This is a genomic window from Pantoea sp. OXWO6B1, from assembly GCF_001641135.1.
Lineage (GTDB): Bacteria > Pseudomonadota > Gammaproteobacteria > Enterobacterales > Enterobacteriaceae > Pantoea > Pantoea allii.
In genome coordinates this window covers 4,104,780-4,119,392 of the sequence record NZ_LWLR01000001.1, presented here as the reverse complement: position 1 = coordinate 4,119,392, position 14,613 = coordinate 4,104,780, and the positions used below count along the sequence as shown (strand labels likewise).

At 55.3% G+C, this 14,613-nt stretch carries 11 protein-coding genes; 9 read left to right on the top strand and 2 right to left on the bottom strand.

Features of this window, described 5'->3' with window-relative positions; translation table 11 throughout:
• Positions 1-53: 53 nt before the first annotated feature.
• The 3 genes from A6A26_RS21185 (at position 54) to A6A26_RS21175 (ending at position 2,860) form a co-directional block, all read left to right on the top strand.
• Positions 54-680, top strand: coding sequence for a DUF1007 family protein (locus A6A26_RS21185; protein ID WP_063880579.1), 627 nt, complete (start codon positions 54-56; stop codon positions 678-680).
• On the top strand, positions 671-1,651 hold the full coding sequence (locus tag A6A26_RS21180) for a nickel/cobalt transporter (RefSeq protein WP_063880578.1): 981 nt from the start codon (positions 671-673) through the stop codon (positions 1,649-1,651). The genes A6A26_RS21185 and A6A26_RS21180 overlap by 10 nt, the downstream gene beginning before the upstream one ends.
• Positions 1,652-1,846: 195 nt before the next feature.
• Positions 1,847-2,860: a hypothetical protein gene (locus tag A6A26_RS21175; RefSeq protein ID WP_063880577.1), complete on the top strand. Its 1,014-nt coding sequence runs from the start codon at positions 1,847-1,849 to the stop codon at positions 2,858-2,860.
• Between the two features lie 47 nt (positions 2,861-2,907).
• On the opposite strand, the gene suhB is transcribed toward A6A26_RS21175, so the two are convergent.
• The gene (gene suhB, locus A6A26_RS21170; protein WP_063880576.1) at positions 2,908-3,711 is read right to left on the bottom strand and encodes an inositol-1-monophosphatase; all 804 of its coding nucleotides are present in this window, start codon (positions 3,709-3,711) and stop codon (positions 2,908-2,910) included.
• Positions 3,712-3,830: 119 nt separating this feature from the next.
• On the opposite strand from suhB, the gene trmJ reads away from it, so the two are divergent.
• From trmJ to sseB, 5 genes are all read left to right on the top strand, one after another.
• A complete protein-coding gene (gene trmJ, locus A6A26_RS21165; RefSeq protein ID WP_063880575.1) occupies positions 3,831-4,577 on the top strand; it encodes a tRNA (cytosine(32)/uridine(32)-2'-O)-methyltransferase TrmJ in 747 nt (248 codons plus the stop codon).
• Positions 4,578-4,713: 136 nt separating this feature from the next.
• A complete protein-coding gene (gene iscR / locus A6A26_RS21160) occupies positions 4,714-5,211 on the top strand; it encodes a Fe-S cluster assembly transcriptional regulator IscR (protein ID WP_063880574.1) in 498 nt (165 codons plus the stop codon).
• An 89-nt stretch (positions 5,212-5,300) separates the two neighbouring features.
• Positions 5,301-6,461: an IscS subfamily cysteine desulfurase gene (locus tag A6A26_RS21155; RefSeq protein WP_063880573.1), complete on the top strand. Its 1,161-nt coding sequence runs from the start codon at positions 5,301-5,303 to the stop codon at positions 6,459-6,461.
• Positions 6,462-6,588: 127 nt separating this feature from the next.
• Complete coding sequence (gene pepB, locus A6A26_RS21150) at positions 6,589-7,875, top strand: aminopeptidase PepB (RefSeq protein WP_063880572.1); 1,287 nt, start codon at positions 6,589-6,591, stop codon at positions 7,873-7,875.
• A gap of 51 nt (positions 7,876-7,926) precedes the next feature.
• A complete protein-coding gene (sseB, locus tag A6A26_RS21145) occupies positions 7,927-8,691 on the top strand; it encodes an enhanced serine sensitivity protein SseB (protein WP_063880571.1) in 765 nt (254 codons plus the stop codon).
• A 33-nt stretch (positions 8,692-8,724) separates the two neighbouring features.
• Here sseB and sseA read toward each other — a convergent pair whose 3' ends face one another.
• Positions 8,725-9,567 carry a 3-mercaptopyruvate sulfurtransferase gene (sseA, locus tag A6A26_RS21140; RefSeq protein ID WP_063880570.1) on the bottom strand — a complete coding sequence of 281 codons (843 nt, stop codon included), beginning with the start codon at positions 9,565-9,567 and terminating at the stop codon, positions 8,725-8,727.
• Positions 9,568-9,712: 145 nt separating this feature from the next.
• On the opposite strand from sseA, the gene A6A26_RS21135 reads away from it, so the two are divergent.
• Positions 9,713-14,611, top strand: coding sequence for an alpha-2-macroglobulin family protein (locus tag A6A26_RS21135; protein ID WP_063880569.1), 4,899 nt, complete (start codon positions 9,713-9,715; stop codon positions 14,609-14,611).
• The last annotated feature ends 2 nt before the right edge of the window (positions 14,612-14,613 follow it).

The window sequence follows — 14,613 nt, the reverse complement described above, 5'->3', positions numbered from 1 at the left end:
AAAATTTTGTTACTTATGAAACCTTTTCATCAGGAAAGTTACTTTATAACATTATGAAACGCATGTTTTTCGTACTACTCTGCCTGGTAAGTTCGTCAGTCCTGGCACATCCCCATAGCTTTATCGATATGAAAACCGAGCTGGTCACGAAGGACGATCGTTTCACTGGCCTGAAAATGACCTGGACCATGGATGAGATTACGTCTGCCGATTTGCTGTATGACGCGAGTGATGCCAAACCGGGTACGGTGGTATGGAAGAAGCTGGCTGCGGGAGTGATGGCAAACGTGCTTGGACAACATTACTTTTCTGAAATCTGGCACAACAAGCAGCGGGTGAAGTTCTTGAATTTACCAACAGAGTACAATCTGTCACGCAGCGGCAACAAGGCGGTACTGGAGTTTGTCCTGCCGCTGGCCGAGCCGCCTTTACTCAACAATGAGCGCTTCGAGATTTTGACCTTCGATCCCACCTACTTCGTCGATATGTTTTACGACAAACCTGAGGCGCTAAGCGTACCGCCAGCGTTACAGTCACGCTGTTCATTTACGTTACATACGCCAAAGCCTGACGATTCATTGAAACAATATGCCCTCTCGCTTGACAAGGCGGATGCGCCGCCAGAGGAAATGGATTTAGGCAGGCAGTTCGCGCAAACGGTGATCCTGACATGTCACTAACGCTTACGACGAGGCCCAAAAAAAGGCTGTGGCCGCTGGCGCTATTTGCCGCAGCGCTTGGTACGGTGGGGGCGGCAATCTGGCTACACTGGCCGCAGATACTCCTGCAAAGTGTTCTCTGGCAAAAAGTGTTGCATCGCCAGATGACCCAGCTCCTGCAGCAGGTTGCAGAGCAGCCCCATCATGCCGGACTGTCGTTACTGGCATTTAGCCTGATTTATGGCGTGCTCCATGCATTAGGGCCGGGCCACGGTAAAGTGGTGATTACTACCTTCCTGGCAACCCATCCGGCAAAATTAAAAACCAGCATGAAGCTGACGTTGCTGGCCTCCCTGCTTCAGGGCTCGGTCGCCATTATCCTGGTCACGCTGATGCTCGTGGTGCTAAAAACCTCGTCGCGCCAGCTGCATCTCAGCAGTTTCTGGCTGGAGAAGGGGAGCTACCTGCTGGTTATTGCCTTAGGCATCTGGGTTGGCTACCGGGCAATCAAGACGCTTTGGTTGCTGCTGCGTCCACCGTCGGCAATGAAAATTCATGCGATCCATCCTCACCATCAACATGATGAGCATTGTGGTTGCGGGCATGCGCATCTGCCGAGTGCGCAGCAGGTGGCCGGCGCAGTTAACGGCAAAACCCAACTGCTGGTGGTGGTGTCGATGGGACTGCGGCCCTGCTCTGGCGCGGTTATGATGCTGCTGTTCTCTAAGGTGATTGGCGTTTATCTGTGGGGCGTGCTCTCTGCAGCCGTCATGGCCCTGGGCACCGCCCTGACCATTTCTGCCATTGGTTTACTGGTTCAGCGTTCCCGTGCTCTGGCGCAACGTCTTGGCGCTGACAGCCAGGCGGGTAAAGGTGCGCGCAGCCTGCTGCCTGTACTGGCATTACTGGGAAGTCTGACATTAATTGTTGTGGGCTGTGCACTTTGGCAATCAGCCCAACCCGGGCTGGCGGGTGGAATCCGGCCGTTTTAATTTCCTTAGCAGCGGAAGTCAATTTCCGCTGTGAATTCTCCGCTTTTTCTTTTCCTCTGCTATTTTCATTTTTCTGTTGACGGTTTAGTGGTGAAAGTTGTTTTCACTGACTACGCTATTAACAGCTAATCCACTTCCCATCCTGGGAATAAATAAACATGGCACGGCTTTTCTGTGTTGCGAGGAAAATATCTCATGGCTGATACCCGTATTAATAATGGTTACCACGATCCGCTGGTAACTGGAACGGCAGGTTTACCCCTTAAACGCATTTCATGGAGTGCCATTTTTGCCGGTGTAATTTGTGCTTTGATTATTCACATATTATTAACCTTGCTGGGTACGGCAATTGGTGCTACCACCATTGATCCTTTGCAGGAAGATAATCCATTTAAACATTTGGGAACCGGTGCGTTAGTCTGGACGGCAATTGAAATGCTCCTCGCCATTGCTGCCGGTGGTTACGTCGCCGGACGCCTGGCCCAGCGTGAAGGTGCGCTGCACGGACTGCTGATGTTTGGTATTAGCACCGTTTTAACTATTTACCTGGCGGTCAGCCTTGCCAGTAGCGTATTAGGCGGTGCCATGAATATTCTTGGCACGGGTTTTCAGGCGGTAGGCAGTGGTATTTCAGCAGCTGCGCCATCTGTTACGCAAATGGCAAAAGACAAACTGCAGCAAAACAATATTAATTTAAACGATATGCAGAAAGAACTGGAAACTACGTTGCGTCAAACGGGTAAGCCTGAATTACAACCGGAAAAACTGAAGCAGGATGCGAATAATGAAGCGCAGAATGCAGAGAACCAGGCGAATAATACCGCTAACCATCCTCAAACCGCCGACACAGATTTAACCAACTGGTTTAAAGGCGTCATTGAACGTCATTCGGATACGTTACAGGCAGCCGACCGTGATGCGTTAAAAAATATTATTAAAGCGCGGACCGGAAAAAGCGATCAGGAAGCAGAACAGATCGTTAATCAGGCTGAACAAAGCTATCAGCAGGCCATGCAGAAATATCAGGAACTGAAAAAACAGGCAGAGCAGAAAGCGCGCGAAGCGGGTGAACAGGCTGCCAAGGCAACGGCCAAAGCCAGCTGGTATGCCTTCTTTATCCTGATTATTGAAGCCGTACTGGCAGGTGTGATGGGAATGGTGGGTCGTCGTACTCAGCCAGCTCAGGTACTCACACACGAACGTCACTAACCGACAGGCAATAAAAAAGGCGGCACGTTAACGTGCCGCCTTTTCTTTTAGCGCTTCAGCGCTTCGCTTAGCTCATCACGCATCGCGGATAACAGCGATTTCACCACGCGAGGATTACCGGCAACGATGTTGCCTGATTGCAGGTAGCCGTGGTTGCCTGTGAAGTCAGTAATCAGCCCGCCAGCTTCACGCACCAGCAGTTCACCTGCGGCGAAATCCCAGGGTTTCAGACCAATTTCAAAATAACCGTCAACCCGACCTGCCGCAACATAGGCCAGATCCAGCGCAGCCGAACCCGTGCGACGGAAATCGGCACACTGGGTAAACAGTTTCGTCAGGATGTTCATGTAGGCTGGCGCGTGCTGCTTGAGCTTAAAAGGGAAACCGGTGGCAAGAATCGTGCCGTCCAGATCGCGAGCGATGCTGCCACGCAGGCGGTATCCATTAAGTTGCGTACCTTGTCCACGCACGGCGCTGAACAGTTCATTACGCATTGGATCGTATACGACAGCCACTTCTGTACGGCCTTTAATACGGACGGCAATAGAAACGGCGAAGTGGGGCAGACGTTTGATAAAGTTGGTGGTGCCATCCAGCGGATCGATTACCCATTGAATGTCCTGATCTTCCCCCTCCAGCTCACCGCTTTCTTCAGTGATGATGGTATGTTTTGGGTAAGATTTACGAATGACTTCGATAATCAGGCGTTCTGCGTCGCGGTCAACATTAGTTACGAAGTCGTTGCTGCCTTTCTGGCTGGCCTCGACGGCGTCCGGGGTTTCATAATTCTTGGCAATTAAATTTCCGGCCTTGCGCGCTGCGCGCACGGCAATGTTGAGCATTGGATGCATCGGTATCTCTCGCTGGATGTTAAAGAACGGGGAAAACGGCGCGGAGTATAGCAGGGTGTTCGGTAAATGTCCTGCTTTATGTTAGAGTACGCCCCATCATTTTCTGACCGATCCCAACTATGCTGCAAAATATTCGTATCGTGCTGGTGGAAACTTCTCATACCGGCAACATGGGCTCCGTAGCGCGCGCCATGAAAACCATGGGGTTAACTAACCTCTATTTGGTCAACCCGCTGGTGAAGCCTGATTCTCAGGCTATCTCTCTGGCTGCGGGTGCCAGTGACGTGATTGGCGAGGCGAAGATTGTTGACTCGCTGGATGAGGCCATTGCCGGGTGCAGCCTGGTGGTGGGCACCAGCGCACGTTCCCGCTCTTTGCCCTGGCCGATGCTGGACGCCCGCGAATGCGGTGTTAAAAGCATTGAAGAAGGGCAGCAGGCACCCGTCGCGCTGGTGTTTGGCCGTGAACGTGTTGGCTTGACCAACGAGGAACTGCAAAAGTGCCACTATCACGTGGCGATCCAGGCCAATCCAGAATACAGCTCGCTCAACCTGGCGATGGCCGTGCAGATTATTGCTTATGAAGTGCGCATGGCCTGGCTGCAGGCGCAAGAGAAGCAGAGTCCAAAACCGCAGTACGACGCTTCACCTTATCCGCTGGTGGACGATCTGGAGCGCTTCTATCAGCATATGGAAAACATGATGCTGGAAAGCGGGTTTATCCGCGAAGCCAACCCCGGTCAGGTGATGAGCAAACTGCGTCGTCTGTATACGCGCGCCCGTCCTGAACGCGATGAGCTGAATATTTTGCGCGGTATGCTCTCATCTTTTGAGAAGCGCAAAAAGACGAAGCCGGACAGCGAATAATAGTTGAGTAAATTACCAGGTTAAATACTTGAGTAATTTACTTGGTTAAATAGTTGACCAAATTACTCGGGAATGTCAGACTTGCTGTCATCTTCGCTAATCCTCCGATAACCGGACGCTATTGAGGTTGTATGCTATGAGACTGACATCCAAAGGACGTTATGCTGTTACCGCTATGCTGGACGTTGCCCTGCATTCTCACCAGGGCCCGGTTCCACTGGCTGATATCTCTGAACGCCAGGGCATTTCGCTCTCCTATCTGGAGCAGTTATTCTCGCGTTTACGCAAGCATGGCCTGGTCGCAAGCGTTCGTGGCCCGGGTGGCGGCTATCTGTTAGGTAAAGAAGCCAATGCGATTGCGGTAGGTGAAGTGATCACTGCCGTGGATGAGTCCGTGGACGCGACCAAGTGCCAGGGTAAAGAAGGCTGCCAGGGCGGCGAACGCTGCCTGACTCACGTCTTATGGCGCGATCTGAGCGTGCGCATCAGTGAGTTCCTGAACAACATTACGCTGGCCGAGCTGGTGAATAATCAGGAAATCCTGGATGTGGCCGATCGCCAAAATGCCAACGACAACCGCCGTTTCCAGAACTCCCGTGCTCAGGAAATCAACGTTAACCTTCGCGCCTCGTAATCCTCCGCTTCTCCGGCCCTTACTGCTAACGCGGTAGGGGCTGAATCTGCTATAAATACGTATGATTTTCTATACGGAGCTGTAGCGCAATGAAATTACCGATTTACCTGGATTATGCCGCCACCACGCCGGCCGATCCGCGTGTGGCCAGCAAAATGATGCAATTCCTGACGCTGGATGGCACGTTTGGTAACCCGGCCTCCCGTTCACACCGTTTCGGCTGGCAAGCAGAAGAAGCGGTGGACGTTGCGCGTAATCAGGTTGCAGAGCTGGTCAATGCTGACCCGCGTGAAATTGTGTTTACCTCCGGTGCGACCGAATCCGATAATCTTGCGATTAAAGGTGCCGCCCATTTCAATCAGGCGCGTGGCAAGCACATTGTCACCAGCATAACCGAACATAAAGCGGTGATTGATACTTGCCTGCAACTCGAACGAGAAGGGTTTGACATCACCTGGTTGACGCCCGCCGCGAACGGCCTGATCGCTGTTGAGGATCTGCGCGCGGCGCTGCGTGACGACACGGTTCTGGTGTCGATCATGCACGTGAACAATGAAATCGGCGTGATTCAGGATATTGCCGCGCTGGGCGCGCTTTGTCGCGAACAGGGCATCCTGTTTCATGTTGATGCGACCCAGAGCGTGGGTAAACTCCCGATTGATCTCAGCGAACTCCCTGTCGATCTGATGTCTTTTTCCGCCCATAAAGTTTATGGTCCCAAGGGCATCGGCGCGCTGTATGTGCGCCGTAAACCGCGTATCCAAATCGATGCACAAATCCACGGCGGCGGTCATGAGCGTAATATGCGTTCGGGCACCTTGCCTGTGCACCAGATTGTCGGTATGGGTGAAGCCTATCGCATTGCCCGTGAAGTCCGCGAAGACGAGATGGCGCGCCTGGCTGCACTGCGTGACCGGCTCTGGCAGGGACTTCGTCAGACAGGTGGCGTGAGTGTCAACGGCGATTTGCAGCACAGTTGCGCCAACATTCTTAACGTGAGTTTTGCTGACGTTGAAGGTGAGTCGTTGATCATGGCGTTGAAAGATCTCGCGCTGTCGTCTGGATCGGCCTGTACCTCTGCCAGTCTGGAACCTTCCTATGTCCTGCGCGCGCTTGGCCTGAACGAAGAGCTGGCACACAGTTCGCTTCGCTTCTCGTTGGGACGCTTTACCACTGAAGAAGAGATCGACTATGCCATCGCGCTGGTGCAGAAGTCTGTTACCCGGCTGCGCGAACTCATGAAGTCATAATGCATTTGCCAGCCGAGGCTGACAAACTGTGCGCCGACAACGTCTGCGGCGTGCAGCGTAACATCTGAATTAAAAGCCGTCGCAAAAACAGGCTGGATGAAACGAATAACGAATACGGAGCCCTACAATGAATACACAACCGATGAAGATTACTCTCAGCAGCCAGCCCGCCGATGCGCGCTGGGGCGAAAAAGCGCTGTTAAGCAGCAACGAAAACGGCATGACGCTGCACCTGCGTGATGCGGATGCATTGATGACCATCCAGCGGGCCGCCCGTAAACTGGATGGACAGGGCATTCGTCATGTGGCGCTGGTGGGTGAAGGCTGGCACCTGGAGCAGTGCTGGGCGTTCTGGCAGGGCTATCGCGGTCCAAAAGGTAAAAACCAGGTGGACTGGCCGCAACTGGGTGAACACGAGCAGGCGGAGTTTGATCGCCGCCGTAAGATCGTGGGCTGGGTGCGCGATACCATCAATTTACCTGCAGACGATCTGGGCCCGGAAACACTGGCGCACAGCGCTATCGACTTACTCAGTGAACTGGGTGGTGAAGCCGTCAGCTATCGCATCACCAAAGGCGACGATTTACGTGAACAAGGCTATATGGGCCTGCACACCGTCGGTCGCGGCTCCAACCGTCCGCCGGTCTTTTTAGCGCTGGATTTCAACCCAACCGGCGACAGCGAAGCTCCCGTTTACGCGTGTCTGGTGGGCAAAGGCATTACCTTTGATACCGGCGGCTACAGCCTGAAACCGAGCGCTGGCATGGACTCGATGAAGTCAGACATGGGCGGCGCAGCCACCGTGACCGGTGCACTGGCTATGGCAATCTCTCGCGGCCTGAATAAGCGCGTTAAGCTCTACCTCTGCTGCGCGGATAACATGGTCAGCAGCAACGCCTTTAAGCTGGGCGACATTATTCGTTACCGCAACGGCAAGTCAGTGGAAGTGATGAACACCGACGCTGAAGGCCGCCTGGTGCTGGCTGATGGCCTGATTGATGCCAGTGAGCAGAACCCGACGCTTCTGATCGATGCGGCAACCCTGACCGGTGCAGCGAAAACGGCGGTGGGTAACGATTATCACGCACTCTTTACCTTTGACGATAATCTGGCGCAGTCGGTGATGGGCAGCGCAGTCAGCGAAAACGAACCTTTCTGGCGTCTGCCGCTGGCAGAATTCCATCGCAACCATCTGCCGTCGAACTTTGCCGATCTGAATAACATCGCCAGCCCGGCGCACTCGGCGGGTGCCAGCAGCGCTGCCGCGTTCCTGTCGTACTTCGTCAGCAACTATCAGCAGGGCTGGTTACACATTGACTGCTCAGCCACCTACCGCAAAAGCGCGGTGGATCAGTGGGCTGCCGGTGCAACCGGTCTTGGAGTGCGGACCCTCGCCAACCTGTTACTGAAATAAGCGCAATCCAGCGGTGGCCTGGCCACCGCTTTCTGAAGGTAGAAGTAAACTATGAACCGTCTTGAAGAGGTGCTGAAGCTGGCAGCGACCGAGCCTGCGCACCGGCCTGAATTTTTCCAGCTGTTGCTGGAAGCCGATGTCTGGGTCCCCGGCGAAAGTACCAGCCAGCAGTTGGATGCCAGCACGCCAGTCGATCTCCAGCACTGGGAGAAAGAGGATGGCAGCAGCGTCATTCCGTTTTTTACTTCCGAACAGGCAATGAGCGACGCCGTCGATGACGAACAGGCGTATTTACGTTTACCCGTGCGCACCCTGTTTGAAATGACGCGCGGCGAAACCCTGTTTCTTAATCCAAAGCTGCCTACCGGCAAAGAGTTCTCCGCCGCCGAAATCAGCCATCTGCTGGGCGAAGAGGGCAGTGCACTCACGCAGCAAAGCGTGCTGGAAGGGGGGCAGTCGCTGTTGCTGTCAGAAGTGGCAGAGCCGCCCGCTCAGATGATCGACTCCCTGACCCAGCTATTTAGCAAATATAAGCAGGTGAAACGCGCCTTTGTTGCCAGCATCCGAGAACATGCTGATGAGCCGGCTAACTTGCTGATTGGAATTGAAGCGGACAGCGATATTGAGACGATTATTCAGGCCGCCGGCAGCGTTGCCAGCGACACATTACTGGATGATGCACCCATTGATATCTGCGAGGTCACGGCAGAAGATCGCGGCATTAGCCACTTTTTTACCGCCCACATTACGCCCTTTTATGAACGTCGCTGGGGAAGCTTCCTGCGCGATTTCAAAGGCGGTCAGCGTATTATCTGACAACGCGCGCGGCAGCTCTGGCCGCGCGTTTCCTTATTTCGCAATCGGCAAATCGTCCCGGCTGCCCCATTCGCCCCAGGAACCGTCATAGAGCGAGACATCCCGGACACCCAGCGACGTCAGCGCCAGAATCAACACGACTGCGGTTACGCCAGAGCCACAGGTGGCGACAATGGGTTGATGAATATCCACGCCTGCTTCGGCAAACAGGGCGCGCAGTTCGGACGCCGGCTTCAGTTGTCCCTGTTCAACCAGCAGGTTCCACGGCAGATTCAAACTGTTGGGAATGTGCCCGCGATGTAAACCGGGACGCGGTTCATCTACCTCGGCATTGAAGCGGTTAGCCGCGCGCGCATCCACAATTTGCGCACCACCTTCATGGCTAATCAGCAGCACGTCAGTCAGGCGTTTCACCAGGCCGTCATCAAACTCTGCGTCAAATTCACCTTCGGGCAGGTTCACTTCGCCCTCCGCCAGCGTCAAGCCGGCGGCTTTCCAGCCTTGTAAACCGCCTGCCAGAATGGAAACCTGCGCCACACCAAATGCGCGTAGCATCCACCAGGCGCGGGGCGCAGAAAACAGGTTGCCCTCATCATAAACAATCAGATGTTTATCACTGTTCACACCCAGCTCGCGCATGGCCACGGCAAAACTTTCAGCGCGCGGGAGCATATGCGGATAAGGGCTGGTGTGATCGGAAAGTGCTTCAATATTAAAGAAAGGTGCCTGGGGCAAATGCCCCGCCAGGTATTCAGCCTGGATATTGCGAACCGCATCCATGCCTGGCGGCAGCATACGTGCGTCCAGTACCTGCAGCGTTTCATCGTTGTAGTGTTCTTGTAACCAGTCGGCGGACACAAACAGTGGCGTCGTCATAACAACCTCATCTCAGCAATCTGTCATGCCAGTGTCGGGTAATGTGCACACCATCTCAAGAGAAGCGTTGATTAAATGCGAGCATTGATGTGAAATTGCCCAGCGTTATACAACAATTCCCCTGGGGCCCGGTGAAGGATTTACCATGAAAAAACGCATTAACCGGCTGCTGTTCAGCATGCTGATCGGTGGTTCGCTGCTGTCTGTCGCCACCTTACCTGTTTTTCCCGTCAGTGCAGAAACCCCTGCAGCCAGCGCGCAGGCCAGCAAACCGCTCACCATTATCGATCTCTCTGAATTACAGCTTGATGGCGCGGCGGCGTTGGTTTTAACCTTTAATCAGCCGCTGGATGACAAGCAGGATCTGGCGCAAAAGGTCAGGTTGATCGACGATAAACACGGCAAAGTCGATGGTGGTTGGGAGCTTTCCAGCAATCGTAAAGCCCTGCGTTTTCGCCATCCTGAACCCTCTCGTCAGTTCACCGTGACCGTCGATTCGGGCTTGCGCGCCGCCAGCGGTGAGACGCTGGCAACGGCCTACAGCAAAAAAATCACTACCCGTGACATTGAGCCGATGGTGGGCTTTGCCAGCCGAGGCTCCCTGTTGCCATTGCGTATCGCTCAGGGGCTGCCGGTACTGGCGTTGAACGTGGACCAGGTGGATGTGGATTTTTTCCGAATCAAAAATGCGGGCCTGGCGGAATTCCTTGCCCAGTGGAATTACGGCAACAACCTGTCTACCTGGCAATCTCAGGAACTGCTGAAAACCAGCCAACTGGTGTATACCGGCCGCTTTGAACTCAACCCGGCCCGTAACACGCGGGAAAAACTGCAGTTGCCGCTGAAAGACATTAAGCCGCTTCAGCAGCCAGGGGTTTATCTGGCGGTGATGAAGCAGGCGGGCACTTATCACTACAGCATGCCTGCGACGCTGTTTACCCTGAGCGATATCGGCCTGTCGCTGCACCGCTTTCCCACCCAGTTTGAACTCTTCGCACAGAGTCTGGAAAACGGTGCACCGCTTTCCGGCGTCAGTATCAGGCTGTTGAATGATAAAGGCCAGGTGCTGCAAAACGGCACCAGCGACAGCAGCGGTCATTTGCGCCTTAATGCGGATGAAAAAGGCAAGTTCCTGCTGGCCATGAAGGGCGAGCAAACCTCGCTGATCGACCTGGCGCGTCCGGCTCTGGATTTAGCCGAATTCCCCGTAGCGGGGCCCGAAGGCTATGACAAACAGCTCTTCGTCTTCGGCCCACGAGATATTTATCGGCCTGGCGAAACGGTGATCGTCAATGCGCTGCTGCGCGATGCTGACGGCAAGCCTTTACCGGCCCAACCGGTTAAAGCAGAACTGGTACAGCCTGACGGCGAGGTAGTGCGCACGGTGGTCTGGCAGCCGCAGGACGGTTTCTATCAGCAGCGGTTTGCTTTACCGACTTCGGCGATGACCGGCGGCTGGATGCTGCGGCTGAATACCGGTGATAACCAGCTGCGGCAGTGGCATTTTCGCGTTGAGGATTTTCTGCCTGAGCGCATGGCATTAACGCTGAAAAACGATGAACAACCCCAGCCAGCGGATGCCGATATTACGTTCGACATTGAGGGGCGCTATCTGTATGGCGCGCCTGCGGCAGGCAATCAGCTGCAGGGACAGCTCTATCTGCGTCCGGCCCGTGAAGCGGTTGCTGCGCTGCCGGGCTACCAGTTTGGTGACATCACCGAACAGGGCCTGAAGCGCAGTCTGGACGATGTCGATCTTAAGCTTGACGCCAACGGCAAGGCGCAACTGACCGTGGATAATCAGTGGGATCAGCTTCACTCACCGCTGAACCTGATACTGCAGGCCAGCCTGCTGGAAACCGGCGGTCGCCCGGTCACCCGACGTGCTACTCAGGCCATCTGGCCCGCGGACGCGTTGCCCGGCATTCGTCCGCTGTTTGGCAATAAATCGGTTTATGATTACCGCAATGACAGCTATCACGATGAGCCGACCGTGCCAGAAAACAGCCTGGCAGAATTCGATATTGTTTATGCCAACAGTCAGGGCGCTAAGCTGGCGGCAGAAAAGCTTGATGTGCGTTTGATTCGTGAACGGCGTGATTACTACTGGAGTTTCTCTGACAGCGAAGGCTGGCAGTCACGTTACGATGCCAAAGACCTGCAGGAAGATGAGCAATCTGTCAGCATTCCCGCTGACGGCAGCACGAAGGTCAGCTTCCCGGTTGAGTGGGGCAGCTACCGGCTTGAAGTCCAGTCGGGTGAAAAAATCATTAGCAGCGTGCGTTTTCAGGCGGGCTATGACTGGCAGGATAATACCAATGGTACAGGCGCACTGCGTCCGGACCAGGTCAAACTGAAGCTGGATAAAGCCGCGTATCAGCCGGGTGAAACCGTCCATTTGCAGGTCGAATCGCCCACGGCCGGGAAAGGCTATCTGATGGTGGAATCCAGCAGCGGGACGCTCTGGTGGCAACCCTTAACGGTGCCGCAGGGTGGAACGCAGGTGGACGTGCCGATCGCGGACAACTGGCAGCGTCACGATCTCTATTTCAGTGCCATTGTGGTTCGGGAAGGGGACAAGGCCAGCGGCGCAACGCCGAAACGGGCGGTCGGACTGTTACATCTGCCGATGGCGACCGAGGCGCGACGTTTAACGCTGACGCTGGACGCACCCGATAAGGTCCGTCCTGAGCAGAACCTGACGGTGAACGTTCAGGCCAGCCGTGAAGGCGGCCCGCTGCCTGACAAGGTGCACGTCCTGCTGTCAGCGGTAGACAGCGGTGTGTTAAGCGTGACGGATTATAAAACGCCAGATCCCTGGACGGCTTTTTTCGGTCGCAAGCGTTATAACGTCGATCAGTACGATGTGTTTGGTCAACTGATTGAAGGCGGTGGACGGCTGGCCGCTCTGCGCTTTGGCGGAGACGGTGAAGACGAATCCATGACGCGCGGCGGTAAAAAACCGGTCACCCATGTCAATATCGTGGCACAGCAACTTCAGGCCGTTACGCTGGATAAAAACGGCAAGGGCTCAGTGACGCTGCCCATTCCGGCCTTTAACGGCGAGCTGCGGCTGATGACGCAGGTCTGGAGCGATGACAGCTTTGGCGCAGCAGAACGCAAACTGGTGGTGGCTGCCCCGCTGGTCAGCGAACTGGCCACGCCGCGTTTTCTGGCCAGCGGGGACAGCGCGTCACTGGCACTGGATATCACCAATCTGACGGACCTGCCGCAAACCCTGAAGGTAGATTTGACTGCCAAAGGTCTGATAGGACTGTCGGGCGCGGCTACACAAAATGTGACGCTGGCAAAAGGCGAAAGGACCACCTTGCAGGTGCCCGTGACGGCGACAACCGGGTTTGGTGACGGCGAAGTGCAGGTGCAGATTTCAGGACTGAACCTGCCCGGTGAGACGGTGCGGCCCAGTCAGCAGACGTGGAAGATTGGCGTAAGGCCGCCTTATCCTGCGCAAACCCTCAATTTTGCCGCTGTCATTGACCACGATAGCCCCTGGCAGGTCACGGCGGCGGCATTTGCGGGTCTGGATGCAGAAACCCTGAGTGGACAACTGACTCTGAGTAATCGTCCGCCTTTAAATATCGCCAGCTACATCAGTGCGCTTTATGCCTATCCCTATGGCTGTCTGGAGCAGACCACCAGCGGTCTCTGGCCGTCGCTCTATACCAGTCAGGCGCAGCTCAGCGCTATGGGGATAAAAACCAGCAGTGATGACGTTCGTCGGGCCGCCGTTGACACCGGCATCGCCCGTCTGGCCGGGATGCAGCGTGCTGACGGCAGCTTTGGGTTATGGAGTAAGCAGAGTGAAGAGGAGTTCTGGCTCACACCTTATGTTACCGACTTTTTACTGCGCGCCAGCGAAGCGGGCTATGCCTTGCCCCCTGACGTGATTGATCGGGCTAACGCACGGCTGCTGCGTTATTTACAGGACCCTTCACAAATCACCGCCGGTGGCAGTGCCGACACCGATGCATTGCGTTTCAGCGTTCAGGCTTATGCCGGCCTGGTGCTGGCGCGTCAGCAGCGTGCGCCACTGGGCGCGTTGCGTGCGCTTTACGAAAAGCGTGACAAGGCTAAATCGGGGCTGGCGCTGATACAGTTGGGTGTAGCGCTGAAGCTGATGGGGGATGGGCAGCGTTCGCCGCTGGCTGTGATGCAGGGCGCCACGCTGTCACGACCTGAAAGCCGCTGGTTTGGAGACTATGGCAGCACGGTGCGCGATGAGGGGATGATGATCGCCCTGTTAGCGGAATATCAGCTGCAGCCGGAACTGCAAAACAGCCTGCTGCTGTCACTGTCAAAAGAGCTGAACGGGAAGCGCTGGCTCTCCACCCAGGAGAACAATGCGCTTTACCTGGCGGCGCGCACGCTGCAAACCGCACAGGGTAAGGACTGGCAGGCGATATTACAGGGTCATCAACCGCCCGTAAGCAGCAGTGGGCCTGTGAATAAAGGGCTGGATAATCAACAACTGGCGCAAGGCGTTGAGGTGAGCAACCCTGGCACGGCACCGCTGTATGGCAGCCTGAATGTGGTCGGTTATCCGCTGACGCCGCCGAATCCGGTCAGCCATATGCTGTCCGTTAAGCGAGAGTACTTCACCCTGGACGGTAAACTGGCGGATCTCAATAATCTGCGCAGCGGTGAATTGCTGGTGGTCCGTCTTACCGTGGCTGCGAAACGCCGCATCAGCGATGCGCTGGTCGTGGATCTGTTACCGGCCGGACTGGAGCTGGAAAACCAGAATCTGGCAGACAGCAGTGCCAGCCTGGGTGACAGTGCGGATGCGTTAAAAGAGAGCATGATGGATATGCAGCAGGCCAACATCCGGCATATTGAGTTCCGTGACGATCGCTTCGTTGCCGCGCTGGCAGTGGATACTTATCGTCCTGCCACCTTGATGTATCTGGCGCGCGCGGTGACGCCGGGCCTCTACCACATGCCGCCACCGCAGGTGGAATCGATGTATGTACCTGAGTGGCGGGCGATTGGCGCTACGCCGCAACAACTGCATGTACAACCGTAGCC